The organism is Micrococcus antarcticus (assembly GCF_044872765.1).
In the GTDB taxonomy this organism is placed as follows: Bacteria; Actinomycetota; Actinomycetes; order Actinomycetales; family Micrococcaceae; genus Micrococcus.
Window position 1 is genome coordinate 2,538,772 of record NZ_CP085253.1, and the last position, 23,968, is coordinate 2,562,739.

Sequence of the window (23,968 nt, forward strand, 5' to 3'; positions counted from 1 at the left end):
GCCCCCGCCGCCGCGGGCCTCACTCGCCCGCGCGGGAGAGCTCCGCGACGCCCGCCTCGAGCGGGCCCCGCCGACCCGTGCGCAGCGCCGCGAAGCCCGCGCCCAGGCACAGGGCCCAGAACGCGGCGACGACGGCCCCGCCCTCGGACGGCAGCCCCGCCGTGCCCAGCGCGGCGATGAGCACGAGGTGCCCCACGTAGAGGCTGAGCGTCACCCGCCCGGCCCCGGCGAGCGGGGCGAGCGCGGGGCGGAGGCCGCTCGCCCGCGCGGCCAGCAGGCACAGCCCCAGGACCGCCGCCGCCCAGCCCGCCGCGCGCACCGCCTCGAGCACGGATCCCGCGTGCGGGGCCACCACCGCGAGCCACAGCGGATCGGGCACGAGCCATGCGAGGCGGTGGTCCCCCGTGGCCAGGGCCGTCGGCAGCTCGGCGAGGGACACGCCCGTGCCGGCGGCGATCCGCTGGAGCTGTGCGGGGTCGTGGTGCTGCCACGAACCGGCCGCGCTCGCGGCCGCCCCGGCCACGGCGCCACCGGCGAGCAGGGCCGCGGCCACGCGCGGACGCTCCAGCTCCAGGCGCCCCAGCCACAGGCCGAGCAGCAGGAAGCCGATCCACGAGAGGACGGGGTAGTAGCCGGTCAGCAGCAGGTCGGTGAGCAGCAGCCCCGGGGTGAGGAGATGCTCCGGGGCGGGGGTGACCCACAGGCGGGCGTCCATGAGGAACTCCTCGTGCCCCAGCAGGGCCTGCCCCGCCGCGCTGAGCGCGAAGACCAGCACGGGGCCGCCGAGCAGCCCGACCCCCGCCGGCAGTGCGAGCGCGCGGGCCCGCAGCCCCAGGAACGGCAGGGCGAGGAGGAAGAGGAGTCCGTCGTGGCACAGGATCACGGCCACGGGCGTCCCCAGCCACGCGCACGCCAGCCCGAGCGCGAAGAGCAGGCCGGCGCGGCGGGCGATCCTGCGGCGCAGCAGGGGCAGACGGGCCGGGTCCGCTCCGGCCGCCCCGCCCGTCATGAGGGCGAGGCCCACCCCGGCGAGTGTGACGAAGAGGACCGAGGCCAGCCCCCCGAAGAGGAGGTGGGCCAGGCTCGGCTCCCCGTCGGCGTCGAGGGGGGCGGTGACGTGCACGGCGACCATCCCCAGCAGGGCGACGCCACGGGCGGCGTCCACTCCGGCCAGCCGTGCGGGCGGGGCGGGGTGCGTCATCAAGGCTCCTCGGAGGGCGGGGTGGGCGCCCGGGTCCCGGACGCAGGCATTCTCGCAGGTAGGCTGGAGAGCATGAACGCCGCCCGTCACACCACCGCCCCCACCGAGAAGCTCTTCGGCACGGTGGTCCCGGCCATGGTGACGCCCATGACCAAGGACGGTGCCGTGGACCTCGCGGCCGCGCAGTCGCTCGCCGCCCACCTCGTCGACCAGGGCGCCGACGGCCTCGTGGTCACCGGCACGACGGGGGAGACCTCCACGCTCACCGACGCGGAGAACCTGGACATGTTCCGGGCCGTGGTCGAGGCCGTGGGGGACCGCGCCGCGGTCATCGCCGGCACCGGCACCAACGACACCGCGCACAGCCTGCACCTGTCCCGCCTCGCCGCGAAGACCGGCGTGGACGGCCTGCTGCTGGTCACCCCGTACTACAACAAGCCCAACCAGGCGGGCATCCGCGCACACTTCGAGACCATCGCGGACGGCGTCGACCTGCCGATCATGCTCTACGACATCCCGGGCCGCTCCGTGATGCCGATCCAGCCCGAGACGCTCATCGCGCTCGCGGCGCACCCGAACATCCGGGCGCTCAAGGACGCCAAGGGCGACCTGCAGTCCACCACCACGGTCCTCGCGCACTCGGACCTGGACCTCTACTCCGGCGACGACGGCGCGACCCTGCCGCTCATGGCGCTCGGCGCCGTCGGCGTCGTCTCCGTGGCCGCGCACGTGGCCCCCGCCCTGTACCGCGCCCTCGTGGACGCGGTGGCGGCCGGAGACCTGACCGCCGCCCGCGAGCACCACTTCGCCCTGGACCCCGTCCAGCGCGGCATCATGACTCACGTCCAGGGGGCCGTGGCCGCGAAGGCCGTGCTCGCCGCCCAGGGCCACATTCCCTCCGCAGCCGTGCGGCTGCCCCTCGTCCCGGCGACCGCCGACGAGCTCTCCCTCATCCGCGCCGACCTCGCCGAGGCCGGCATCACCTTCTGACAAGGACTCCCTCACATGACTCCAGGCAACCGCCTGTCCACCCCGCCCAAGCTCGCCCGTGACACCTGCCGCATCGTGCAGCTCGGCGGCCTCGAGGAGGTCGGCCGCAACATGGTCACCTTCGAGATCGACGGCAAGATCCTGATCGTCGACTGCGGCGTGCTCTTCCCCGAGGAGACCCAGCCGGGCGTGGACCTGATCCTCCCCGACTTCGACTACATCCGGAACCGCCTCGACGACGTCGTCGGCATCGTGCTGACCCACGGTCATGAGGACCACATCGGCGCCGTGCCCTACCTCCTGCGCCTGCGCAAGGACATCCCGCTGATCGGCTCCAGGCTGACGCTGGCCCTCATCGAGGCCAAGCTCGAGGAGCACCGCATCAAGCCGGTCCTCGTCCCGGTGACGGAGGGGGACATCGAGGAGTACGGCCCCTTCGAGTGCGAGTTCGTGGCCGTGAACCACTCCATCCCGGACGCCCTCGCCGTCGCCATCCACACGGACGCAGGCAGCATCCTGCACACCGGCGACTTCAAGATGGACCAGCTGCCGCTCGACGGCCGCATCACGGACCTGCGCTCCTTCGCCCGTCTCGGCGAGGAGGGCGTGGATCTGTTCATGACCGACTCCACGAACGCCGAGGTCCCCGGGTTCACCACCACGGAGAAGGAGATCGGCCCCACGCTGGAGCGCTACTTCGCCACGGCCGAGCGCCGCATCGTCGTCGCCTCGTTCTCCTCGCACGTACACCGCGTCCAGCAGGTGCTCGACGCCGCCGCGAAGCACAAGCGCAAGGTCGCCTTCGGCGGTCGCTCGATGATCCGGAACATGACGATCGCGCAGAAGCTGGGCTACCTCAACGTGCCCAACGGGATCCTCGTGGACATCCGCAAGATCGACAAGTACCGGGACGACGAGGTCGTCCTCATGGTCACCGGCTCCCAGGGCGAGCCCATGGCCGCCCTGTCCCGCATGGCCAACGGCGACCACCAGGTGCAGCTGCAGGAGGGGGACCTCGTGGTCCTCGCCTCCTCGCTCATCCCGGGCAACGAGAACTCCGTGTTCCGCGTGATCAACGGGCTCATGAAGCTCGGCGCGCAGGTGGTCCACAAGGGCATGGCCAAGGTCCACGTCTCCGGCCACGCCTCCGAGGGCGAGCTGCTCTACTGCTACAACATCGTGGAGCCCGAGTACGTCATGCCCGTGCACGGCGAGACGCGCCACCTCATCGCCAACGGCCGCATCGCCGAGAAGACGGGCGTGCCGAAGGAGAACGTCATCCTGGCCGCCAACGGCACCGTGGTGGACATGAGCGACGGCCGCGTGCAGATCGTCGGCGAGGTCGACTGCGGCTACGTCTACGTGGACGGATCCTCCGTGGGCGAGATCTCCGACCTCGACCTCAAGGACCGCCGTGTGCTGGGCGAGGAGGGCTTCATCTCCATCGTCACCGTCGTCAACCGCCAGAGCGGCGCGATCGTGTCCGGCCCGGACGTGCACGCCCGCGGCGTGGCCGAGGACGAGAAGGTCTTCGAGGAGATCAAGCCGAAGATCGCCCGCGCCATCGAGGAGGCCGTGCAGGGCCAGAAGGAGCACACCACGCAGCAGCTGCAGCAGGTCGTGCGCCGCACCATGGGCACGTGGGTCAACCGCCGCCTGCGCCGCCGCCCCATGATCGTGCCGGTGATCCTCGAGGCCTGACACGCCTGCGGGCGCTGTCGCGTCCGCCCCGGGCGGTACCGTGGAGGGCATGGCGACCCGCACTTCCCCCCCGCGGTCGTCGTCCTCCTCGTCGAAGACCCGCGCCGGCTCCGCCGCCGCCCGGGCCTCCGCCGGGAAGGGCGCGACCGCCGCTGCCCCCGATCAGCCCCCCGCCCCTGTCCGCGCCCTGCGCGCGGCGTGGATGGGAGTGGCGGCCCCCGTGGGCGCGCTCTTCCGCAAGCTCGGCCGTGACGTGCGCATCCCGCGCGACGAACGCCGGGACGGCACGGGCCTGCTCCTGCTGATCGTCGCCGCGGTCATCGCCTCGGTGGAGTGGTGGGGCCTGCGGGAGACGCCGGGCTTCGGCGAGGTGGTCCACCGCGTGGTGGGCGGCACCGTGGGATGGTTCGCCTTCCTGCTGCCGCTCGCCCTGCTCGTGGTGGCGGTGCGGTGCTTCCGCACGCCCCAGGAGCTGCGCGCCAACGGCCGCATCATCATCGGCCTGCTCATGGCCACGGTGGCGGGCAGCGGCCTCGCCCACCTGGCCGGCGGGCTGCCCTCGGCCGCAGAGTCCTTCGAGGACGTGCTGCACGCCGGCGGCATGGTCGGCTACCTCGCGACCGTCCCGCTCGCCTCGCTCCTGACGGCCGTCCCCGTGTGGGTGCTCATGGCCGCCCTCGCCTTCTTCTCCCTGCTCGTCCTCACCGCCACCCCGCTGGGCTCGATCCCGCAACGGATCACGGGCGCGTACGACTGGCTCACCGGCCAGGACCCCGAGGGCGCCTCGGCCCGCCGCGCCGAGCGCCGGGACGCACGCCGCGAGCGGCGCGCCGCCGGGGAGGAGTCCGCGGAGCCCGCGCGCACCCACCCCGACCACGACCAGTCCTACCTCGACGCCGTGGGCAGCCACGCCGCGGAGGACTCCGCGCGTCCCCGCCCGGGCCTGTTCGCCCGCCTCTTCGGGCGGCGTGACCGCGGCCGGGACGCCGCATCCGAACGCAGCCACGAGAGCGCCGCCTACGACTCTCCCGTGATCCTGGACTCCGCGGCCGGGGCCGGCTCCCACGCCGCCGGGACCGCGGAGGCCGCGGAGGCCACGGAGGAGGACGCCACGCTCGTGCTCGAGCCGCGCGCCGCCGCGCCCGCCCCCCGCCGTCCCGCGCGGGGCCAGCAGGGCGTGTTCGACGCGGAGGAGCACCTGGCCGCTCCCGCGGCCCGCGGCGACTCCACCGCCGAGTCGTTCGACCCCTGGGTGGACGAGGACGCGGCCCCGGTGCTTCCCCCGGGGGTCAAGCGCCCCACCGCCGCCGACCGGGCCCTCGAGCGGGTCCGCGAGCACGCCCGCGCCCGTCACGCCGCCACGCCGGACGACGAGGCGGAGGAGCCGACGCAGCCTGTGGAAGGGGCGGCCGAGCCCGAGGAGGAGTCGGCGTCGGCCGTGCCTGCCCCGGTGCCGGCGGTGAGCACGCCGGCCCCCGTGCCGCCCATGACCGCCGCTCCGGCCCGGGGCCGGCAGGCCGAGCTCGGCGGGGACGCCGCGTACACGCTGCCCCAGTCGGACCTGCTGCCCGCTGGCCCGCAGCCGAAGGAGCGCTCCGAGGCCAACGACCGCGTCGTCGCCGCGCTGACCACCACGTTCACCGAGTTCAAGGTGGACGCGCAGGTCACCGGCTTCTCCCGCGGCCCCACCGTCACGCGCTACGAGGTCGAGGTCGCCCCCGGCACCAAGGTGGAGAAGGTCACGGCGCTCGAGAAGAACATCGCCTACGCGGTGGCCTCCTCCGACGTGCGCATCCTCAGCCCCATCCCCGGCAAGCGCGCCATCGGCATCGAGATCCCCAACCCGGACAAGGAGGTGGTGGTGCTCGGCGACGTCCTGCGCTCGCAGGCCGCGCACCGCACCGACCACCCGATGGTCATGGGCGTCGGCAAGGACGTGGAGGGCGGCTACGTGGTGGCCAACCTCGCGAAGATGCCGCACATGCTCGTCGCCGGCGCCACCGGCGCGGGCAAGTCCTCGTTCGTGAACTCGATGATCACCTCGATCCTCATGCGGGCCACCCCGGACGAGGTCCGCATGGTCATGGTCGACCCCAAGCGCGTGGAGCTCACGGCCTACGAGGGCGTCCCGCACCTCGTGACGCCCATCATCACGAACCCCAAGAAGGCCGCCGAGGCCCTCCAGTGGGTGGTGAAGGAGATGGACACCCGCTACGACGACCTCGCGGCGTTCGGCTTCAAGCACGTGGACGACTTCAACAAGGCGGTGCGCGCGGGGCAGGTGAAGCTGCCGCCGGACTCCAAGCGCGTCCTCCGGCCGTACCCGTACCTGCTGGTGATCGTGGACGAGCTCGCGGACCTCATGATGGTCGCCCCGCGGGACGTCGAGGACTCGATCGTGCGCATCACCCAGCTCGCGCGCGCCGCCGGCATCCACCTGGTGCTCGCCACCCAGCGCCCCTCCGTGGACGTCGTCACCGGCCTGATCAAGGCCAACGTGCCCTCCCGCATGGCGTTCGCGACGTCCTCCGTCACGGACTCCCGCGTGGTGCTCGACCAGCCCGGCGCCGAGAAGCTCCTGGGCCAGGGCGACGCGCTCTTCCTGCCCATGGGCAAGTCGAAGCCCATGCGCGTGCAGGGCGCGTGGGTGAACGAGTCCGAGATCCACGCGGTCGTGGAGCACGTGAAGGCCCAGATGCAGGTGCAGTACCGGGACGACGTGGTGCCGGAGAAGACCGAGAAGGTCATCGACGAGGACATCGGCGACGATCTGGACCTGCTCCTGCAGGCGGTCGAGCTCGTGGTGACCACCCAGTTCGGCTCGACCTCCATGCTGCAGCGCAAGCTCCGCGTGGGCTTCGCGAAGGCCGGCCGCCTCATGGACCTCATGGAGTCCCGCGGCGTCGTCGGCCCCTCCGAGGGGTCGAAGGCGCGCGACGTGCTGGTCAAGCCCGACGAGGTGGCCGAGGTGCTCGCCGCGATCTCGGGGGACACCGCTCCGGCGGCGGCTGCTCCGGCGCCTGCGCCGTCGTCGTCCGCGGCACCGCGTGACCTGGTGGCCGAGGACCTCGACTCCCGTCCGCAGGCCCAGGCCTGGGACGATGGGGAGGACGAGGGGGAATCCGAGGACGCATGGGAGCTGACGGGCAGATGAGCACGGAGCGGACGGCCGAGGGCCGAGCGGGGGAGCGGCCGTCGGCCTGGAACCTGCCGAACATCCTCACGAGCGTGCGGATCCTGATGGTCCCCTTCTTCGTGTGGGCGCTGTGGGCGGGCGGGCCGTGGGGCCAGGACTCGCTCACGGCGCGCTGGGTGGCCTTCGGGCTGTTCGCGGCGGCCATGTACACGGACAAGCTCGACGGCGACATCGCCCGCGCGCGCGGGCTGATCACGGACTTCGGGAAGATCGCGGACCCGATCGCGGACAAGCTGCTCACGGGGGCCGCGCTCGTGGTCTTCTCCCTCCTGGGCGAGCTGTGGTGGTGGGTGACGATCGTGATCCTCGTGCGTGAATGGGGCATCACCCTCATGCGCTTCGTGGTGATCCGGTACGGCGTCATGCCGGCCGGCCGCGGCGGCAAGCTGAAGACCGTGCTGCAGGCGGCGGGCATCGGCCTGCTGCTCATGCCGCTGGGCGCCCTGGTGGGCGGCTGGTGGCCGTGGCTGGGCTGGACCGTGATCGGCGTGGCCACCGCGCTGACGGTGGTCACCGGCGTGGAGTACGTCCGCGACGCCGCCGCGCTCCGCCGGGACGCGCTCGCGGGCCGGACCGCCGCATGAGCACGGCCGCGCAGGTGGTCGCCCGCTTCGCCCGGGACGAGCTGACGCTCGCGACCGCCGAGTCGCTCACCGCGGGCCTCGTGGCCGCCACCCTCGCGGACGTGCCGGGCGCCTCTGCCGTCCTGCAGGGCGGTGTGGTGGCGTACCAGAACCGCGTGAAGGCGGAGGTGCTCGGCGTCGAGGCGGCGCTGCTGGCCGAGCGCGGGGCCGTGGATCCCGGGGTGGCCGAGGCCATGGCGCGCGGTGCGCGCCGGGTGCTGGGCGCCGACGTCGGCGTGGCGACCACCGGCGTGGCCGGGCCGGAGCCCCATCAGGGCAAGCCGGTGGGGACCGTGTTCATCGCGCTGGCGTGGACGGACGAGGCGGGCGTGGAGCAGGCCGAGGCGTGGGGGCTGCGCCTGCCGGGCGACCGGGCCGCGATCCGCCGGCGGACCGTGGTCGCGTGCCTCGAGCGGCTCGCCACCGCAGGGGAGCGTCGCGGGGGTTCCTGAGCGCGGTGCGGCCGAGCGGGAATGAACCCGGCCTCCAGCCGGTTGAATGGAACGAGTCAAGAAGACGGCCGTGGGGGATCAGGCTCCCGTCCGGCGTCCTCAGCGAAAGTCCAGGAGCACGCGATAGACATGATGCGACACCCCGTCCATGCCAACGGCATCACCCGCTGGGTCGGCGAGCAGCCTCGCCCCCGCGCGGAGACCCCCCGACATCAAGGAGCGCACCATGCCCGTCCTCCGGCACGAGATCGGCGACGTCCTGCGTGACGTGCGCCAGCGGCAGGGCCGCACGCTCCGCGAGGTGTCCCACGACGCCCGCGTCTCCCTCGGCTACCTCTCCGAGGTGGAGCGCGGCCAGAAGGAGGCCTCCTCCGAGCTGCTGGCCTCCATCTGCGGGGCGCTCGACGTCCCCCTGTCCTTCATGCTCCGCGAGGTCTCGGACCGCCTTGCCGAGCAGGAGGGCGTGGTCATCCCGGACACCGTGCCCGAGGGCATGGGCGAGGCCGGCGCCGCGGAGCTGGGCTCCCTGGCCGGCCGCTGATCCCCACCGCTCCGCCTCTGGGCGCCCTGCCGTCACGGCGGGGCGCCCGTGTGCATGCGGGGGGAGGCCGGCCCCGGGCGAGGGGCCGCGCCCCGCGAGGAGGAGTCCGTGACGAGCAGAGGAGGGCCACCGTGCGGGTGAGCGAGTTCTGGAGACTGATGGACGACGAGTTCGGTGCCGCGCGCGCCGCGGTCGAGGCGGACAGCCTGCACCTGCCGGGACTGGACGCCACGGCGCGGGAGGCGCTGTCCGCGGGCGTGGATCCGCGTGCCGTGTGGCGGGCCGTCTGCGAGCTGAACGACATCCCCGCCGAACGGCGTCTCGGGCGGGACGTGCCACCGACACGCTGACCCTGCGGCGGGTCGGGGCGCCGCTTCGAACACGTGTTCGAATCCATGGGGTAGAGTCCTGCACAGCCGCAGGGGCCGCCGGCCCGTGCACAGCAGACCGGGTGCGCGCCTAACGTGTCCGCCCCACCTCGTAGTGTCACTGACATGGCCGAGGCGGGCGTCGCAGAGTCCCGCACGAGCACAGACCACATCAAGGGGTGAAGGATGAGCAACGTGACGGATCGTGAGAAGGCCCTCGAGGCGGCACTGGCCCAGATCGACAAGCAGTTCGGCAAGGGCTCCGTCATGCGCCTGGGCGATCAGACCCAGGCGCCGGTGGAGGTCATCCCGACCGGCTCGGTGGCCATGGACGTGGCCCTGGGCATCGGCGGCCTCCCGCGGGGGCGCGTCGTGGAGATCTATGGCCCGGAGTCCTCGGGCAAGACCACGCTCGCCCTGCACGCGGTGGCCAACGCCCAGCGCAACGGCGGCATCGCGGCGTTCATCGACGCGGAGCACGCGCTGGACCCGGCCTACGCCCGCAAGCTCGGCGTGGACACGGACGCGCTGCTGGTCAGCCAGCCGGACACGGGCGAGCAGGCCCTTGAGATCATGGACATGCTGGTCTCCTCCGGCACCCTGGACATCGTCGTCATCGACTCCGTGGCGGCCCTGACGCCGCGCGCGGAGATCGAGGGCGAGATGGGCGACTCCCACGTGGGTCTCCAGGCCCGCCTGATGTCCCAGGCGCTGCGCAAGATCACCGGCCGCCTGCACCAGACCAAGACCACCGCCATCTTCATCAACCAGCTGCGCGAGAAGATCGGCGTGTTCTTCGGCTCCCCGGAGACCACCACCGGCGGCAAGGCCCTCAAGTTCTACGCCTCCGTGCGCATCGACGTGCGCCGCATCGAGACGCTGAAGGAGGGCGGCAACCCCGTCGGCAACCGCACGCGCGTCAAGATCGTGAAGAACAAGATGGCCCCGCCCTTCAAGCAGGCCGAGTTCGACATCCTCTACGGGGTGGGCATCTCCCGTGAGGGTGGGCTGATCGACATGGGCGTCGAGGAGGGCATCGTCAAGAAGTCCGGCGCCTGGTTCACGTACGACGGGGACCAGCTGGGCCAGGGCAAGGAGAACGCCCGCCGGTTCCTCAAGGACAACCCGGACCTGGCCCTCGAGATCGAGCAGCGCATCCTCACGAAGCTCGGCATCGGCGTGGACCCGGAGGCCGCCGAGGAGGACGGGGCGCCGGTCCTCGCGGCCGTGGCGGGTGACACCAAGGCCTGATGTCGGGGCACGGCGCCGGGTTCGACGACTCCCGGGACTCCGAGGTGGCCCGGCTCTGGCTCGACCTGGCCGGGCTGGATCCCGCCGCGGCCTCGCCGGCGGAACCGGCGCCTCCGGAGCCGGCGGCCCTGAGCGCGCTCCTCACGCGGGCGAGCGACCTGCCCAGCCCCGCGCCGACCACGGGCGGGGTCACGCCGCTGCCGTGGACCAGCGGCGCGGGGACGGTTCCGGGCCCGACGACGGCGCCGGGCACGAAGAAGCGTCGCGCGCCGAAGGCCGCCGCGCCTTCATCCCCGCCCGCTCCGGAGCCTGAGCCGTCCGTCGTGGGCCGCAGCGCCGAGGCGTCGGACGAGGCCGCGCGTCCTCGCCGACGTCGTCGGCCGGGGCCTGCGCCCCTGCCCGAGGACCCCCGGGAGCGCGCGGAGGCCGCGCGCGAGGTCGTGCTGCGGCAGCTCGCGATGGGCCCGCGCTCGCGCGGCCAGCTCGAGCGCAAGCTCGCGGAGCGCGAGGCCGAGCCGGAGCTGATCGAGCAGGTGCTCGACCGCTTCGAGGAGGTGCGGCTCGTGGACGACGCCGCCTTCGCCGAGGTGTGGGTGCGCAGTCGTCACCGCGGCCGCGGCCTGTCCCGCCGGGCCATCGGCCGGGAGCTGCACGAGAAGGGCGTGGACCGGGACGTCGCCGAGGAGGCCCTCGAGGCCATCGAGCCGGAGGACGAGCGCGCCGCCGCCCTCGAGCTCGCCCGCCGCCGGATGCGCGGGAAGACGGTGCCGCCGGCCGACTCCCCGGAGAACCGCGCCGAGCGGGACAAGGTGGTGCGCCGCCTCGTCGGGATGCTCGGTCGGAAGGGCTACGCCCCCGGACTCGCGTTCGGGGTGGTCACAGAGGTCCTCGGGGAGCACGAGGCGGACGCCTCCTAGAATGGTCCGGTGACTCTGACGGACCCCGCCCCCGCCCTCCCGCACGACGGCCTCACCTACGAGGTCCGCACCTTCGGATGCCAGATGAACGTGCACGACTCCGAGCGCATCTCCGGCCTCCTGGAGTCGACCGGCTACGCCCCCGCGGGAGAGGGCCACCAGCCGGACCTCGTCGTGTTCAACACGTGCGCCGTCCGCGAGAACGCGGACAACCGCCTCTACGGCAACCTCGGCAACCTCCGCTCCGTGAAGGCCGCGCACCCGGGCCTGCAGATCGCCGTCGGCGGCTGTCTCGCCCAGAAGGACCAGGCGACCATCCAGGCGAAGGCGCCCTGGGTGGACGTCGTCTTCGGCACCCACAACATCGGCTCCCTGCCCGTGCTGCTCGAGCGCTCCCGCCACAACGCCGAGGCCGAGATGGAGATCCTCGAGTCCCTCGAGGTGTTCCCCTCCACGCTGCCCACCAAGCGCGACTCCACGCACTCCGGCTGGGTCTCGATCTCCGTAGGCTGCAACAACACGTGCACGTTCTGCATCGTCCCGAGCCTGCGCGGCAAGGAGAAGGACCGCCGCCCGGGGGAGATCCTCGCCGAGGTGCAGGCGCTCGTGGACGCCGGCGCCGTGGAGGTCACCCTCCTCGGCCAGAACGTGAACTCCTACGGCGTCGAGTTCGGCGACCGCGGCGCCTTCGCGAAGCTGCTGCGCGCGTGCGGTCAGATCGAGGGCCTCGAGCGCGTGCGCTTCACGAGCCCCCACCCGGCCGCCTTCACCGACGACGTCATCGACGCGATGGCCGAGACCCCGAACGTCATGCCCCAGCTGCACATGCCCCTGCAGTCCGGCTCGGACCGGATCCTCAAGGCGATGCGCCGCTCGTACCGCTCCACCCGGTTCCTCGGCATCCTCGAGCGGGTCCGCGAGCGCATCCCGCACGCGGCCATCACCACCGACATCATCGTGGGCTTCCCGGGGGAGACCGAGGAGGACTTCGCGGAGACGATGCGCGTGGTCGAGGCCTCCCGCTTCGCCTCGGCGTTCACCTTCCAGTACTCCATCCGCCCCGGGACGCCGGCGGGCGAGATGGAGGGCCAGGTGCCCAAGGCCGTCGTGCAGGAGCGCTTCGAGCGGCTCGTCGCGCTGCAGGACCGCATCTCCGCGGAGGAGATGGCCACCCTTGCGGGCACGCGGCAGGAGCTGCTCGTCACCGCCGACTCCGGATCGAAGTCGGCCGAGCGCGGCCGCCTCGCCGGACGCGCGAAGGACAATCGGCTCGTGCACTTCTCCGTGCCCGAGGGCGCCGAGACGCCCCGCCCGGGCGACTTCGTCACCGTGACCGTCACCGAGGCGCGCCCGTTCTTCGCGATCGCGGATCCGGGCCCCGAGGACTACGCCCTGCGCCGCTCGGGCGCCGGCGACGCGTGGGACCGGGCCCAGGCCGAGTCCTGCGGCGTCCCCGGCCCGGGCGCGCCGGACGGTACGGCCCCCTCCGCCTCCGGGGCGACGCGCCTCGGCATGCCGACGATCCGCCCGCGCGGGTGAGCATGCCGGCCGCGCGCCCGCCCGTCGTCGCCGTGGTGGGGGCGACGGCGACCGGCAAGTCCGCTCTCGCCGTCGCCCTCGCGCACCGGCTGGACGGGGAGATCGTCAACGGTGACGCGCTGCAGCTCTACCGTGGCATGGACGTGGGCACCGCGAAGGTCACGGAGGCCGAGCGCGAGGGCGTCCCGCACCATCTCCTCGACGTCCTGGACGTGCGCGAGGAGGCCTCCGTCGCGGACTTCCAGCGGCGCGCCCGCGAGCTGTTCGCGCAGATCCGGGCGCGGGGTCGCACCCCGATCCTCGTCGGCGGGTCGGGCCTGTACGTCCGTGCGGCCCTCGACGAGCTGGAGTTCCCTCCCACCGATCCGGCGGTCCGCGGGGAGGTCGAGGCCCAGCTGGCCGCACGCGGGGAGGCCGCGCTGCGGGCCGAGCTCGCCGCCGTCGACCCGGTCTCCGCGGAGAAGGTCGCGGACGAGCGGCGCCTGGTGCGCGCCCTCGAGGTGCACCGGATCACGGGCCGGCCGTTCTCGGCGTTCATGCCGCGGCGGCGCTACGCGGACTCCGTGGCGCCGGCCGTGCAGCTCGGGCTGCGGATCGACCGCGCCGTGCTCCACGCGCGCATCGCCGCGCGCGTCGCGGCCATGGTGGACGCCGGGCTCGTCGAGGAGGTGCGGCGCCTCGACGCCGCCGGCCTGCGGGATGGGCGCACCGCCTCCCAGGCCATCGGGTACGCGCCCGTGCTCGAGGTCCTCGACGGCACCGCGAGCCTGGGCGACGCCGTCGAGCGCACCGTGGTGGCCACCCGGCGCTTCGCCCGCCGCCAGGAGACGTGGTTCCGCGCCGATCCCCGCGTGCGCTGGGTCGACGCCCTCGCCCCCGACGTCCTCGAGCGCTCCCTCGCGGTGCTCGCCGCCGAGCCCGCCTCCTAGACTGGCCCGCATGAGCCTCCTGCCCGGCGCCTCCGCCGTCGTCGACACCACGCCCACGCTGCCCTTCACGAAGGGCCACGGCACGGGCAACGACTTCGTGCTGATCGCCGACCCGGACGGCAACGCGCACCTCGAGCCCTCCCGCATCGCGATGCTCGCGGACCGCCACCAGGGGATCGGCGCCGACGGCGTCATCCGCGCCGTGCGTTCGGCGCACCTCCCCGAGGGCCGTGAGGTGCTGGCCGCGGCTCCCGAGGCCGAGTGGTTCATGGACTACCGCAACGGGGACGGCTCGGTCGCCGAGATGTGCGGCAACGGCGTGCGCGTCTTCGTCCACTTCCTCGTGGAGAAGGAGCTCGTGGACCTGCCCGTCGGCTCGGCGCTGACCATCGGAACCCGCGCGGGCGCGAAGTCCGTCACCCGCATGGAGCACGGCTACGCGATCGACATGGGCCCCTGGAGCCTGATCGACCCGGAGCTCGCGGAGGACGCGGCCGCCGACTCGATGGTGCGCGCCACCGGGCTGACGGACGCCCGTCCCGGCCTGAGCATCTCGATGGGCAACCCCCACACGGTGGTCCCGCTCGGGGCGTTCGCGGAGCTCGAGGCACTGGAGCTGCACACGGCTCCCGAGGTGGATCCCGAGCCGCCGCACGGCACGAACGTGGAGTTCGTGGCTGCCCACGAGCCGCTCGTCAAGGGGGGCGTGGGCCGGGTGCGGATGCGCGTGCACGAGCGCGGCGTGGGGGAGACCCAGTCGTGCGGCACCGGCGCGTGCGCGGCCGCGGCGGCCATGCGCGTGTGGGCCGGGCCCGAGGGCGCGGACTCGTGGCTCGTGGAGGTCCCGGGCGGCGTGCTCGCGGTGGACTTCGTCCTGGCCTCCGACGGCGAGGAGCACGTCGTCCTCGCGGGGGCCGCCGAGCTCGTGTTCGACGGCGAGCTGCGCGGCTGAGACCCGGTCGCCGGCCGACGCTCCGGCCGCGGGTCAGGCCTGCCGGGTCACCGTCAGGATGCGGAACCCCTTGACGGTCGCCGCGCGCCGCACGGTGAACGCCCCCGGGGTGCGGTCCTCGAGCATCCCGGCGATCCAGGGCTGCAGCGAGTCGGCCCCGAGGTTCTTCTGCACCACGAGCCACGCCTCGCCGCCCGGGTTCAGCGCGGGCAGCCAGCGCTCCAGCAGCTCGTGGAGCACCTCCTTGCCCACGCGGATGGGCGGGTTGGACCAGATGAGGTCGAAGCCCGCGTCCGCCGGCACGTCCTCGGGCCGCAGGAACACCGCGTTCTCGGCGCCCACGGCGGCCGCGTTGTCCCGGGCCAGACCGATCGACCGCTCGTTCACCTCGACGCCGGTCACGTGGGCCTCGGGCGAGCGCAGTGCGAGCGTGAGGGCGAGCGGTCCCCAGCCCGCGCCGACGTCGAGGAAGGCGCCGTGCGACGGCGGCACGGGGACCACGGAGAGCAGGGCGGCGGTGCCCTTGTCGATCCCGTCGGGCGAGAAGATCCCGTTGGCCGTCTGCACGGCCACGGTCCGGCCCGCGAGCTCGACCTCGATCCGCCGGCGTCGCTCGGGCGTCCCGGGGTCGGGGGAGAAGTAGTGGGCTGGCTGACTCACGCGGACCATCGTAGTCAGGCGGTGGGCCGCGGACCGTCTCGCCTGGCCGGCGCCGTTCACGGGGACCGTGGCGTGGTCGGCGGCGCCGGGGCGGCCTGCGGCGCCATGTCGGAGAGGGTGTTCGCCCACGGGGGAGAGGCTTCCCGCTGCGGTGGGGGCCGGGTAGGGTGTCATTCATGTTCCTGCTGTTCGCCTGACGCCCGCCGTGGAGCCCCGCTCCGGCCGCCGTCACACCCCGCATCCCGCCCCTGAGGCGTCGCTTCCGTGCGCCCGGGCCCCGCTGACGCGAACAGGACATCCCCATGAGCATCACGCTACGCCCTGCGCGCCCGCCGGACACGCCGAGCTGGCTGCGCTGCCGCGCCCTGTCCTTCCCCTCGACCCGGTGGGTCGCCGTCGGCTCGGGCGGTGAGGTCCTCGGGATCCTCGACGTCCACCCCGACCACGAGGGCAGGGGGATCGCCACCGCACCGTTGGAGGCGCTGATCGCGCGGCTGCCTGAGGGAACCGGCCGGCTGGACGCGTGGACCCGCGAGGGCGTCGCCCGAGCTCCACAGGGCCGCTAGCGCGTCCGCCCCACCCACTACGCTGATTCGAACCGGGCCCCACCGACGGGCGCCCAGAGGAGACCATGACTGAAGAGCACCAGAACACCGCCGGCCAGAACGGGCCGGGACCCGCCGCGGCAGGATCCGAGGACGAGATCCAGGCCGTGATCGACCGCATCCTCGCCGCCGACGACGCCCGCCGCGCGTCCGGCGGGGACGACGCGTCCGAGCAGGCCTCCGAGACGCGCGATCGGGCGTCCGTCGTCGGGGGCCGCGCGCTCGCGCTCGCCGAGGGCGGGGACGAGCACACCGAGTTCGACGGCGACCAGGACGAACTGGCCGCGCGCCATTCCCTGCGCCGCGTGGCCGGGCTCTCCACGGAGCTCGAGGACATGTCCGAGGTCGAGTACCGCCAGCTGCGCCTCGAGCGGGTGGTCCTGGCGGGCGTGTGGACCGAGGGCACCGCGGAGGACGCCGAGAACTCCCTCCAGGAGCTCGCCGCGCTCGCGGAGACCGCGGGCTCGGAGGTGCTGGACGGTGTCATCCAGCGCCGCGCGACCCCGGACCCGGCCACGTTCCTCGGCAAGGGCAAGGCCCGTGAGCTCGCGGAGATCGTGGCCCTCTCCGGCGCGGACACCGTGGTGGTGGACTCCGAGCTCGCCCCGTCCCAGCGCCGCGCGCTCGAGGACGTGGTGCGGGTCAAGGTCATCGACCGCACCGCGCTGATCCTGGACATCTTCGCGCAGCACGCGAAGTCCCGCGAAGGCCGCGCGCAGGTCGAGCTGGCCCAGCTCGAGTACCTCCTGCCTCGCCTGCGCGGCTGGGGCGAGTCCATGTCGCGCCAGGCCGGCGGCCGTGCGGCCGGCGGCGAGGGCATCGGCTCCCGCGGCCCTGGCGAGACGAAGATCGAGCTGGACCGCCGACGCATCCGCACGCGCATGGCCAAGCTGCGCCGGGACATCTCCGCCATGAAGCCGGCGCGCGAGGCCAAGCGGGCCAACCGCCGGCGCAATCGGGTGCCGTCCGTGGCCATCGCCGGCTACACCAACGCGGGCAAGTCCTCACTGCTCAACCGCCTCACCCACGCGGGGGTGCTCGTGGAGAACGCGCTGTTCGCCACCCTGGACCCCACGGTCCGCAAGGCCGTGACCCCGGACGGCATCGGCTACACGCTCTCGGACACCGTGGGCTTCGTGCGCAACCTTCCCACGCAGCTCGTGGAGGCCTTCCGCTCCACCCTGGAGGAGGTCGCGGACGCGGACGTCATCCTCCACGTCGTGGACGGCGCGCACCCGGACCCCGAGGGGCAGATCGCCGCCGTGCGCGGCGTGCTGGCCGAGGTGGACGCGCAGCGCATCCCGGAGATCATCGTGCTGAACAAGGCGGACGCGGCGGATCCCGTGGTCATCGCCCGCATCCGCTCGAAGGAGCCGCACACCGTCGTGGTCTCGGCCCGCACCGGCGCCGGCATCGACGAGCTGGAGAAGGCCATCGCGGCCACGATCCCGCGGCCCAGCGTGCGCCTCGAGCTGCTCGTCCCGTTCACGCGGGGCGACGTGGTCTCGCGCCTGCACTCTGCGGATGCGGAGATCCTCGCCGAGGCCTATGAGGAGAGCGGCACCCGCCTGACCGTCCTCGTGCGCGAGGACATCGCCGCCGAGCTCGCGGAGCACCGCGTGGACTCCGACGCCTCATGAGCGGGACGGACGCCGCGGAGTGGGCCGTCTCGGCCCCCCGCACGGATCGGGAGAGGGAGGCGCTGCGGCTCCTGGACGCCGTGGTCGAGGCCACGGGCGGCCAGGAGCGCGCGGGCCAGAAGGAGATGGTCCTGCAGGTCGCGCGCGCCCTCGAGTCGCGGCGGCACCTGCTGGTCCAGGCCGGGACCGGCACCGGCAAGTCGCTGGCCTACCTAATCCCGGCGCTGCAGCACGCCATGGACCAGGAGGACCCCGTCGTGATCGCGACGGCCACCCTGGCCCTCCAGGCGCAGATCATGAAGCGGGACGCCCCGCGCCTCGTGGAGGCGCTGAAGGGGGAGCTGCCGCGCGAGCCCGTCGTCGCGCTCGTCAAGGGGCGCTCCAACTACCTGTGCCGGCACAAGGTGGACGGCGAGTATCCCGGGGACGAGGGCGAGGAGGCCCTCTTCACGGTGGCCGACGACGGCGGCGTGATCGGCTCCGCCTCGGACGGGGCCTCAGGGCCGTCGTCGCTGCTGGGCAAGGAGGTCATGTACCTGCGTGCGTGGGCGGACGAGACGGAGACGGGCGACCGCGACGACCTCGAGGTCCCCGTGACGGACCGCGCCTGGCGGCAGGTCTCGGTCTCGGCCGTCGACTGCCTCGGCGCGTCCCGCTGCCCCATGGCGGACGAGTGCTTCTCGGAGCACGCCCGCGCGGACGCCGCGGACGCCGACGTGGTGGTCACCAACCACGCGATGCTCGCGATCAGCGCGTTCGAGGGACTCGCCGTGCTCCCCGCCTACTCCGCCGTGGTGGTGGACGAGGCGCACGAGCTGCAGGACCGCGTCACCGGCGCGGTGACGGGCCAGCTCTCCGGCTCGATCGTGCACGGCGCCGCCACCTCGGTCCGGCGCCACACCTCGGTGGCGGTCGAGGACCTCGTGAAGGCCGGTGCTGCCCTGGACCGCGCCTTCGCGGGCACCCCCTCGGGGCTGCTCGCCACCGGCCCGGACGAGGTGCAGGAGCAGGCGCTGACCGCCGTCCTCGCCGCCGCCCGGCAGTGCTTCTCAGACCTCGGTCAGAGCAAGGACAAGGAGGCCGACGGCGACGGCGGCCACCAGATGGCCCGCTCCCGCCTCGTCGAGGTCCTCGAGGTCACCGAGCGCATGCTCGCCGCGCGCCCCGAGGCCGACTTCCCGGAGGTCCTGTGGGCCACGCGGCCCGGGCACTTCGAGCCCGGCGTCGGCTGGCAGCCCGGCAACGAGGAGGACCCGCCGCAGCTCTACGTGGCCCCCATCTCGGTGGCAGGCAAGCTGCGTGAGGGGCTCTTCGGCAAGGCCACCACGGTGCTCACCTCCGCCACGCTGACCGTGGGCACGGGGGAGCGGCGGTTCGACTCGGTGGCCGGTGACGTCGGCCTCGCCGGGCCTGACGCCCCCGCGTACACCGCCCTCGACGTCGGCAGCCCCTTCGACTATCCCCGCCAGGGCGTGCTGTACGTGGCCCGGCACCTGCCGCGTCCCGGGAGGACGGCCTCCCCCGAGTCCCTCGACGAGCTCGGGGAGCTCATGAAGGCCTCGAACGGCGGCACGCTCGGCCTGTTCTCCTCCCGGCGGGCCGCCGAGGACGCCGCGGCGGAGATGCGCCGCCGCCTGGGCCCGACGCAGACGATCCTGTGCCAGGGCGATGCCACCCTCTCCGCACTCGTCCGGCAGTTCGCCGAGGAGCGGGACGCCTCCCTCTTCGGGACCATGAGCCTGTGGCAGGGCGTGGACGTGCCGGGCTCCTCGCTGCGCCTCGTGGTGATCGACCGGATCCCGTTCCCGCGCCCGGACGACCCGCTCTCCCAGGCGCGCACGCGGGACATCGCCCGGCACGGCGGCAACGGGTTCATGAAGGTGTCGGCCACGCACGCCGCCGTCCGCATGGCCCAGGGCGCCGGCCGCCTCGTGCGCGCCGTCGGGGACCGCGGCGTCGTCGCCGTGCTGGACTCACGTCTGGCCACCGAGCGCTACGGCGGCTACATCACGAGCGCTCTGCCGGACTTCTGGCGGACCACGGACCGGCAGGTGGTGCGGGGCGTGCTGGCGCGCCTCGCCGAGGAGGACTGAGGGCGTCCGACGACACCCGGCCGGCGGCCGTCAGGAGCCCACGTCAGGCCTAGAATCGTGGTGAGGGCCCCGGCCCCGTGGCCCTCCGGAGCGAGCACGCCGCCGCGCGCGGCGGGAAGGCGGGCGGCCCTGGCCACCGGCAGGACCTCAGGATCCCATCGACTGCGGAGGACGGCCGAACGCCGCGCCTCCCTGGGCGGCCAGGCCCGCGAGGAGCGGGAGGTGGTTCGGGCGCACGAGCGCGCGGCGAATCGCCACCACGACTCCTTCCTGGCGCACCTGAACCTCAAGCCGGTGTGGCTGGCCTTGGCCGTCCTCGCGATGGCCGCGGTGGCCCTGATGCCCGGCCTGCAGGAGCTCGGACTCTCCGTCGCGGGACAGCGGGCGCTCGCGGTCCTCGCGTTCGCCGTCATCGTGTGGGTGAGCGAGGCCGTCACCTACCCGGTCAGCGCCGTGCTCATCATCGGGCTGATCGCGTTCCTCGTCGGATTCGCCCCGGACATGGCGGACCCGGAGACCGCCCTCGGCACGTCAGGCGCCCTGGGGCTCGCGCTGGGCGGCTTCTCCAACTCCGGGGTGGCCCTCGTGGCCGGCGCCCTCGTGCTCGCCGCCGCCATGCAGGCCACGGGGCTGCACAAGCGCGTGGCGCTGCTCGTGCTGAAGTTCGCCGGCGAGAAGACGAGCAACATCCTCATCGGCACGATCGTCATCACGATCATCCTGTCCTTCTTCGTCCCGTCGGCCACGGCACGCGCCGGCGCGGTGGTGCCGATCCTCATGGGCCTCGTAGCGGCCTTCGGCATGCCGACCGACTCGAAGCTCAGCGCCCTGCTCGTCATCACCGCCGCGCAGGCCATCTCCATCTGGAACATCGGCATCATGACCTCCGCGGCCCAGAACCTCGTCGCCGTCGGCTTCATCCAGGACCAGATGGGCCGCCAGATCACGTGGCTCGAGTGGTTCGTCTGGGGCGCGCCGTGGGCCGCCGTCATGTCCGTGGTGCTCTACTTCGTGATGCGCTGGGCCATCAAGCCGGAGACGGACCGCATGGTCGGCGGTCGCGAGGTCGTCCAGCGCGACCTCGCCGCCCTCGGCCCGATGGCGGGCAAGGAGATGCGCCTGACGGTGGTGGCCGTCCTCCTGGTGACCGCGTGGGCCACCCAGGGCGTCCTGCATCCCGTCGATGCGACCACCGTGACCCTGGCCGCCGTCGCCTTCCTCCTGCTCCCGCGCGTCGGCGTGTTCTCGTGGAAGACCGTGGAGAAGCTCGTCAACTGGGGCACGCTCGTGGTGTTCGCCGTGGGCATCTCGCTCGGCTCGCTGCTGCTCAAGACGGGCGCCGCGGCGTGGCTCTCCGAGCGCACCTTCACCGCGCTCGGCCTCGCCGAGCTGCCGATCGTCGCGCTGATCGCCGTCATGGGCGCCTTCACGATCCTCATCCACCTGGGCTTCGCCTCGGCCACCGCGCTCTCGAGCGCCCTGATCCCGGTGTTCATCGCCTTCGCCGCGTCCATCCCGAACGCCGCGGAGGGCGGCCTCGGGTTCGTCGTGATCATGCAGTTCCTGATCTGCTTCGGCTTCCTGCTGCCGGTCTCCGCGCCGCAGAACATGCTCGCGTACGGCACGGGCGCGTTCACCCCGATGCAGTTCCTCAAGGCGGGACTGCCCATCACGGTGATCGGCTACCTCATGGTCCTGCTCTTCTCCGCGACGTACTGGCGGTGGCTCGGCCTGGTCTGACCGTCCGCGCCGCGGGCGCCGTTCAGAGCGCCCGCAGCACGGTGACCACGCGGCCCATGATGGTGGCGTGGTCACCCATGATGGGCTCGTAGGCGGTGTTCTGGGGGAGCAGCCACGTGTGGCCGTCGCGCTGGCGGAAGGTCTTCACGGTGGACTCGTCGTCGAGCAGCGCGGCCACGATGTCCCCGTTGTCCGCGGTCTCCTGCCGGCGCACCACCACCCAGTCGCCGTCGCAGATGGCGGCATCCACCATCGAGTCGCCGGAGACGCGGAGCATGAACAGCTCGCCCTCACCCGTGAGGCGGCGCGGGATCGTCATGACCTCCTCCACCTGCTGCTCGGCGAGGATGGGGCCGCCGGCCGCGATCCGACCCACCCACGGGATGGAGACGGCGTCGCCCTCGGCGGCGTCCGTGTGCCACGAGGGGATCTGGGGGAGCTCGGAGACCGGGGCGACGGGGGAGGCCGTCTCGGCAGTCAGCGTCGTCCCGTCCTCGGCCAGCAGCACCTCGAGCGCGCGGGGGCGGCCCGGATCGCGGCGGATGTAGCCGAAGCGCTCGAGCTGGCCGAGCTGATGCGTGACGGAGGAGAGCGAGGCGAGGCCCGCCGCGTCCCCGATCTCCCGCATGGAGGGGGGGTAGCCGCACTCCGCGATCGCGTGGCGGATGGTCTCCACGATCCGCCGCTGGCGGGACGTGAGCGAGGGGGCGGACCCGGCTGGGGTCTGGTGGTCAGGGGTGGCCATGCGGCGGTCCGTTCTCCCGAGGTCGCTTAGCGTGTCCACCCCTGCTGATGGTCTTGCCCTGAAGGCGATCCACCGCGGGTCGGAGCACGTCCGGTGCCCTCGACCCTAGTGGAGTCCGTCACCGGATCCAAAGATATGTTCGATCCACGCTGGGCGTGTCTCGAAGGTGTGTGCTAGACATGGATTCGAACAGGTTCGAACACACGTTCGAATTCCCGCCCGCAGCGGGAGGAAGGCGACCATCACCATGACCACCCTGACCGCACCTCTCTCCCGTCCCGTCCCCGCTCGCCCCGCTCCGAGCGGGTTCCGCCTCAACAGGCGCGGCCGTCTCGTGCTCCGCGGGCTTCCGCTCATGCTGGCGGCGGCCGTGCTCACCGTCGTCGCGGCGTTCCTCGCGGGCGTCCTCACCTCCCCTGCGGCGGTCTCCTCCGAGGGTCCGGGCGCGCGTCTGGAGACCGTCACGGTCATGCCGGGGGACAGCCTGTGGTCCATCGCCGCCGAGGCTGCGCCGGAGGAGGACCCCTTCACCACCATGACGCGGATCGCCGAGCTGAACAGCCTGGAGGGCCGGGAGCTCGAGCTGGGCGAGTCCCTGTTCGTGCCCGCGGGGGACTGAGGGCTGGCCGGCGACTCACGGCGCGCTCGGCGTGCTCCTGTTCCTAGAATGGCCCGTATGACCGATCTGAGCTCCCTCCCGCTGCGCGAGGGCCTGCGCGGGCAGAGCCCCTACGGCGCCCCCCAGCTGGACGTGCCGTTCATGCTCAACACGAACGAGAACACGCACCCCGTCCCCCCGGAGGTCGCGGAGGCCGTCGTGGCACGGGTGGCGCAGGTCGCCGGGGGGCTGAACCGCTACCCGGACCGCGAGTTCACCCGGCTGCGGGAGAGCCTGGCCGGGTACCTCGGCCACGGGCTGACCGCGGCACACGTGTGGGCGGCCAACGGCTCCAACGAGGTGCTCCAGCAGATCCTCCAGGCCTTCGGCGGGCCGCGCCGCAGCGTCCTCAGCTTCCTCCCCTCCTACTCCATGTATCCGCTGCTGGCCGCGGGCACGGATACGGCATTCGTCGACGGCGGGCGCGCCGCGGACCACACCCTCTCGGCCGAGCATGCCGCGGCCATGGTGCGCGAGCACCGTCCGAACCTCGTCTTCCTCGCCTCGCCCAACAACCCCACGGGCACCGCCCTCGGGCTGGACGTGATCGAGGCCGTCTACACCGCCCAGGCCCGGAACGAGGCCGAGGGCGGCCCGGGCGCCATGGTGGTCGTGGACGAGGCCTACGCCGAGTTCGCGCTCGACGGCACGCCCTCGGCCCTCACCCTCCTGGAGGGGCGCGAGCGGCTCATCGTCACCCGCACCATGTCCAAGGCGTTCGCCCTGGCCGGCGCCCGCCTCGGCTACCTCGCCGCGGACCCGGCCGTGGCGGATGCCCTGCGCCTCGTGCGCCTGCCCTATCACCTCTCCTCGGTCACGCAGGCCACCGCGATCGCCGCCCTCGAGCACGTGGAGACGCTCCTGGAGACCGTGGCGGACATCAAGGCCCAGCGCGACCGGATCGTGGCCCGGCTGCGCGAGCTGGGCCTGGACCCGGCCGTCTCGGACTCGAACTTCGTCTTCTTCGGCCACCTGGAGGACGCGCACGCCGTGTGGGAGGCGCTCCTCGAGCGGGGGGTGCTGGTGCGCGACGTCGGCATCCCGCACCACCTGCGCGTCACCGCGGGCACGGAGGAGGAGACCACCGCGTTCCTCACCGCCCTCGAGGAGGCCCTCGCCGCGGGTGCACGGTGACCCCGCGCCGGCCGCCGCGCGAGACGCAACGAC

21 protein-coding genes are annotated in these 23,968 nt (G+C 73.3%); 18 read left to right on the forward strand and 3 right to left on the reverse strand.

All coding sequences use genetic code 11. The features are described 5' to 3' along the window. Positions 1–19: 19 nt before the first annotated feature. Positions 20–1,201: a heparan-alpha-glucosaminide N-acetyltransferase domain-containing protein gene (locus LG274_RS11840; RefSeq protein WP_248115251.1), complete on the reverse strand. Its 1,182-nt coding sequence runs from the start codon at positions 1,199–1,201 to the stop codon at positions 20–22. A 72-nt stretch (positions 1,202–1,273) separates the two neighbouring features. On the opposite strand from LG274_RS11840, the gene dapA reads away from it, so the two are divergent. The 12 genes from dapA (at position 1,274) to dapF (ending at position 14,660) form a co-directional block, all read left to right on the forward strand. Continuing rightward, positions 1,274–2,191: a 4-hydroxy-tetrahydrodipicolinate synthase gene (gene dapA, locus LG274_RS11845; RefSeq protein WP_248115250.1), complete on the forward strand. Its 918-nt coding sequence runs from the start codon at positions 1,274–1,276 to the stop codon at positions 2,189–2,191. Between the two features lie 15 nt (positions 2,192–2,206). After that, positions 2,207–3,892, forward strand: coding sequence for a ribonuclease J (locus LG274_RS11850; protein WP_248115249.1), 1,686 nt, complete (start codon positions 2,207–2,209; stop codon positions 3,890–3,892). Positions 3,893–3,941: 49 nt separating this feature from the next. Then, the gene (locus tag LG274_RS11855; protein WP_248115248.1) at positions 3,942–7,046 is read left to right on the forward strand and encodes a DNA translocase FtsK; all 3,105 of its coding nucleotides are present in this window, start codon (positions 3,942–3,944) and stop codon (positions 7,044–7,046) included. Beyond that, positions 7,043–7,672, forward strand: a complete 630-nt coding sequence (locus LG274_RS11860) for a CDP-alcohol phosphatidyltransferase family protein (protein WP_404464654.1) — start codon at positions 7,043–7,045, stop codon at positions 7,670–7,672. Before LG274_RS11855 ends, LG274_RS11860 begins: the two co-directional genes overlap by 4 nt. Continuing rightward, positions 7,669–8,163, forward strand: coding sequence for a CinA family protein (locus LG274_RS11865; RefSeq protein WP_248115246.1), 495 nt, complete (start codon positions 7,669–7,671; stop codon positions 8,161–8,163). Before LG274_RS11860 ends, LG274_RS11865 begins: the two co-directional genes overlap by 4 nt. 226 nt (positions 8,164–8,389) lie before the next feature. Continuing rightward, on the forward strand, positions 8,390–8,704 hold the full coding sequence (locus tag LG274_RS11870) for a helix-turn-helix transcriptional regulator (RefSeq protein ID WP_248115324.1): 315 nt from the start codon (positions 8,390–8,392) through the stop codon (positions 8,702–8,704). A gap of 131 nt (positions 8,705–8,835) precedes the next feature. After that, a complete protein-coding gene (locus LG274_RS11875) occupies positions 8,836–9,054 on the forward strand; it encodes a DUF3046 domain-containing protein (RefSeq protein WP_248115245.1) in 219 nt (72 codons plus the stop codon). A gap of 204 nt (positions 9,055–9,258) precedes the next feature. Next, positions 9,259–10,323 (forward strand): recombinase RecA, encoded by a 1,065-nt coding sequence (gene recA / locus LG274_RS11880; protein ID WP_248115244.1) that lies wholly within the window; start codon positions 9,259–9,261, stop codon positions 10,321–10,323. Next, complete coding sequence (locus tag LG274_RS11885) at positions 10,323–11,240, forward strand: regulatory protein RecX (protein WP_404464658.1); 918 nt, start codon at positions 10,323–10,325, stop codon at positions 11,238–11,240. Before recA ends, LG274_RS11885 begins: the two co-directional genes overlap by 1 nt. Before the next feature lie 84 nt (positions 11,241–11,324). Then, positions 11,325–12,779, forward strand: a complete 1,455-nt coding sequence (gene miaB, locus LG274_RS11890) for a tRNA (N6-isopentenyl adenosine(37)-C2)-methylthiotransferase MiaB (protein WP_404466077.1) — start codon at positions 11,325–11,327, stop codon at positions 12,777–12,779. Between the two features lie 2 nt (positions 12,780–12,781). Beyond that, positions 12,782–13,708 (forward strand): tRNA (adenosine(37)-N6)-dimethylallyltransferase MiaA, encoded by a 927-nt coding sequence (miaA, locus tag LG274_RS11895; protein WP_404466080.1) that lies wholly within the window; start codon positions 12,782–12,784, stop codon positions 13,706–13,708. Between the two features lie 10 nt (positions 13,709–13,718). Continuing rightward, the gene (gene dapF, locus LG274_RS11900) at positions 13,719–14,660 is read left to right on the forward strand and encodes a diaminopimelate epimerase (protein WP_404464660.1); all 942 of its coding nucleotides are present in this window, start codon (positions 13,719–13,721) and stop codon (positions 14,658–14,660) included. 33 nt (positions 14,661–14,693) lie between these two features. Here the strand turns inward: dapF and LG274_RS11905 are convergent, their stop codons facing one another. Next, on the reverse strand, positions 14,694–15,329 hold the full coding sequence (locus LG274_RS11905; RefSeq protein WP_298984917.1) for a class I SAM-dependent methyltransferase: 636 nt from the start codon (positions 15,327–15,329) through the stop codon (positions 14,694–14,696). A gap of 293 nt (positions 15,330–15,622) precedes the next feature. Here LG274_RS11905 and LG274_RS11910 point away from each other — a divergent pair, with 293 nt between their 5' ends. The 4 genes from LG274_RS11910 (at position 15,623) to LG274_RS11925 (ending at position 21,398) form a co-directional block, all read left to right on the forward strand. Beyond that, positions 15,623–15,886, forward strand: coding sequence for a hypothetical protein (locus LG274_RS11910; RefSeq protein WP_343282340.1), 264 nt, complete (start codon positions 15,623–15,625; stop codon positions 15,884–15,886). Between the two features lie 65 nt (positions 15,887–15,951). Continuing rightward, positions 15,952–17,565: a GTPase HflX gene (gene hflX / locus LG274_RS11915; protein ID WP_298984805.1), complete on the forward strand. Its 1,614-nt coding sequence runs from the start codon at positions 15,952–15,954 to the stop codon at positions 17,563–17,565. After that, complete coding sequence (locus tag LG274_RS11920; RefSeq protein WP_404464663.1) at positions 17,562–19,658, forward strand: ATP-dependent DNA helicase; 2,097 nt, start codon at positions 17,562–17,564, stop codon at positions 19,656–19,658. Before hflX ends, LG274_RS11920 begins: the two co-directional genes overlap by 4 nt. A gap of 222 nt (positions 19,659–19,880) precedes the next feature. Continuing rightward, positions 19,881–21,398: a DASS family sodium-coupled anion symporter gene (locus tag LG274_RS11925; protein WP_404464665.1), complete on the forward strand. Its 1,518-nt coding sequence runs from the start codon at positions 19,881–19,883 to the stop codon at positions 21,396–21,398. A 22-nt stretch (positions 21,399–21,420) separates the two neighbouring features. Here the strand turns inward: LG274_RS11925 and lexA are convergent, their stop codons facing one another. Further along, positions 21,421–22,143 carry a transcriptional repressor LexA gene (gene lexA, locus LG274_RS11930; protein ID WP_248115236.1) on the reverse strand — a complete coding sequence of 241 codons (723 nt, stop codon included), beginning with the start codon at positions 22,141–22,143 and terminating at the stop codon, positions 21,421–21,423. Positions 22,144–22,390: 247 nt separating this feature from the next. Between lexA and LG274_RS11935 the strand changes: the two genes are divergently transcribed. Beyond that, a complete protein-coding gene (locus tag LG274_RS11935) occupies positions 22,391–22,762 on the forward strand; it encodes a LysM peptidoglycan-binding domain-containing protein (RefSeq protein WP_404464667.1) in 372 nt (123 codons plus the stop codon). A 57-nt stretch (positions 22,763–22,819) separates the two neighbouring features. Further along, the gene (locus LG274_RS11940; protein ID WP_248115234.1) at positions 22,820–23,935 is read left to right on the forward strand and encodes a histidinol-phosphate transaminase; all 1,116 of its coding nucleotides are present in this window, start codon (positions 22,820–22,822) and stop codon (positions 23,933–23,935) included. The last annotated feature ends 33 nt before the right edge of the window (positions 23,936–23,968 follow it).

Coding starts and splice junctions, on each gene's coding strand:
- LG274_RS11840 (WP_248115251.1), bottom strand. CDS start 1,201: ATGACGCACCCCGCCCCGCCCGCACGGCTGGCCGGAGTGGACGCCGCC.
- dapA (WP_248115250.1), top strand. CDS start 1,274: ATGAACGCCGCCCGTCACACCACCGCCCCCACCGAGAAGCTCTTCGGC.
- LG274_RS11850 (WP_248115249.1), top strand. CDS start 2,207: ATGACTCCAGGCAACCGCCTGTCCACCCCGCCCAAGCTCGCCCGTGAC.
- LG274_RS11855 (WP_248115248.1), top strand. CDS start 3,942: ATGGCGACCCGCACTTCCCCCCCGCGGTCGTCGTCCTCCTCGTCGAAG.
- LG274_RS11860 (WP_404464654.1), top strand. CDS start 7,043: ATGAGCACGGAGCGGACGGCCGAGGGCCGAGCGGGGGAGCGGCCGTCG.
- LG274_RS11865 (WP_248115246.1), top strand. CDS start 7,669: ATGAGCACGGCCGCGCAGGTGGTCGCCCGCTTCGCCCGGGACGAGCTG.
- LG274_RS11870 (WP_248115324.1), top strand. CDS start 8,390: ATGCCCGTCCTCCGGCACGAGATCGGCGACGTCCTGCGTGACGTGCGC.
- recA (WP_248115244.1), top strand. CDS start 9,259: ATGAGCAACGTGACGGATCGTGAGAAGGCCCTCGAGGCGGCACTGGCC.
- LG274_RS11885 (WP_404464658.1), top strand. CDS start 10,323: ATGTCGGGGCACGGCGCCGGGTTCGACGACTCCCGGGACTCCGAGGTG.
- miaB (WP_404466077.1), top strand. CDS start 11,325: ATGAACGTGCACGACTCCGAGCGCATCTCCGGCCTCCTGGAGTCGACC.
- miaA (WP_404466080.1), top strand. CDS start 12,782: ATGCCGGCCGCGCGCCCGCCCGTCGTCGCCGTGGTGGGGGCGACGGCG.
- dapF (WP_404464660.1), top strand. CDS start 13,719: ATGAGCCTCCTGCCCGGCGCCTCCGCCGTCGTCGACACCACGCCCACG.
- LG274_RS11905 (WP_298984917.1), bottom strand. CDS start 15,329: ATGGTCCGCGTGAGTCAGCCAGCCCACTACTTCTCCCCCGACCCCGGG.
- LG274_RS11910 (WP_343282340.1), top strand. CDS start 15,623: ATGAGCATCACGCTACGCCCTGCGCGCCCGCCGGACACGCCGAGCTGG.
- hflX (WP_298984805.1), top strand. CDS start 15,952: ATGACTGAAGAGCACCAGAACACCGCCGGCCAGAACGGGCCGGGACCC.
- LG274_RS11920 (WP_404464663.1), top strand. CDS start 17,562: ATGAGCGGGACGGACGCCGCGGAGTGGGCCGTCTCGGCCCCCCGCACG.
- lexA (WP_248115236.1), bottom strand. CDS start 22,143: ATGGCCACCCCTGACCACCAGACCCCAGCCGGGTCCGCCCCCTCGCTC.
- LG274_RS11935 (WP_404464667.1), top strand. CDS start 22,391: ATGACCACCCTGACCGCACCTCTCTCCCGTCCCGTCCCCGCTCGCCCC.
- LG274_RS11940 (WP_248115234.1), top strand. CDS start 22,820: ATGACCGATCTGAGCTCCCTCCCGCTGCGCGAGGGCCTGCGCGGGCAG.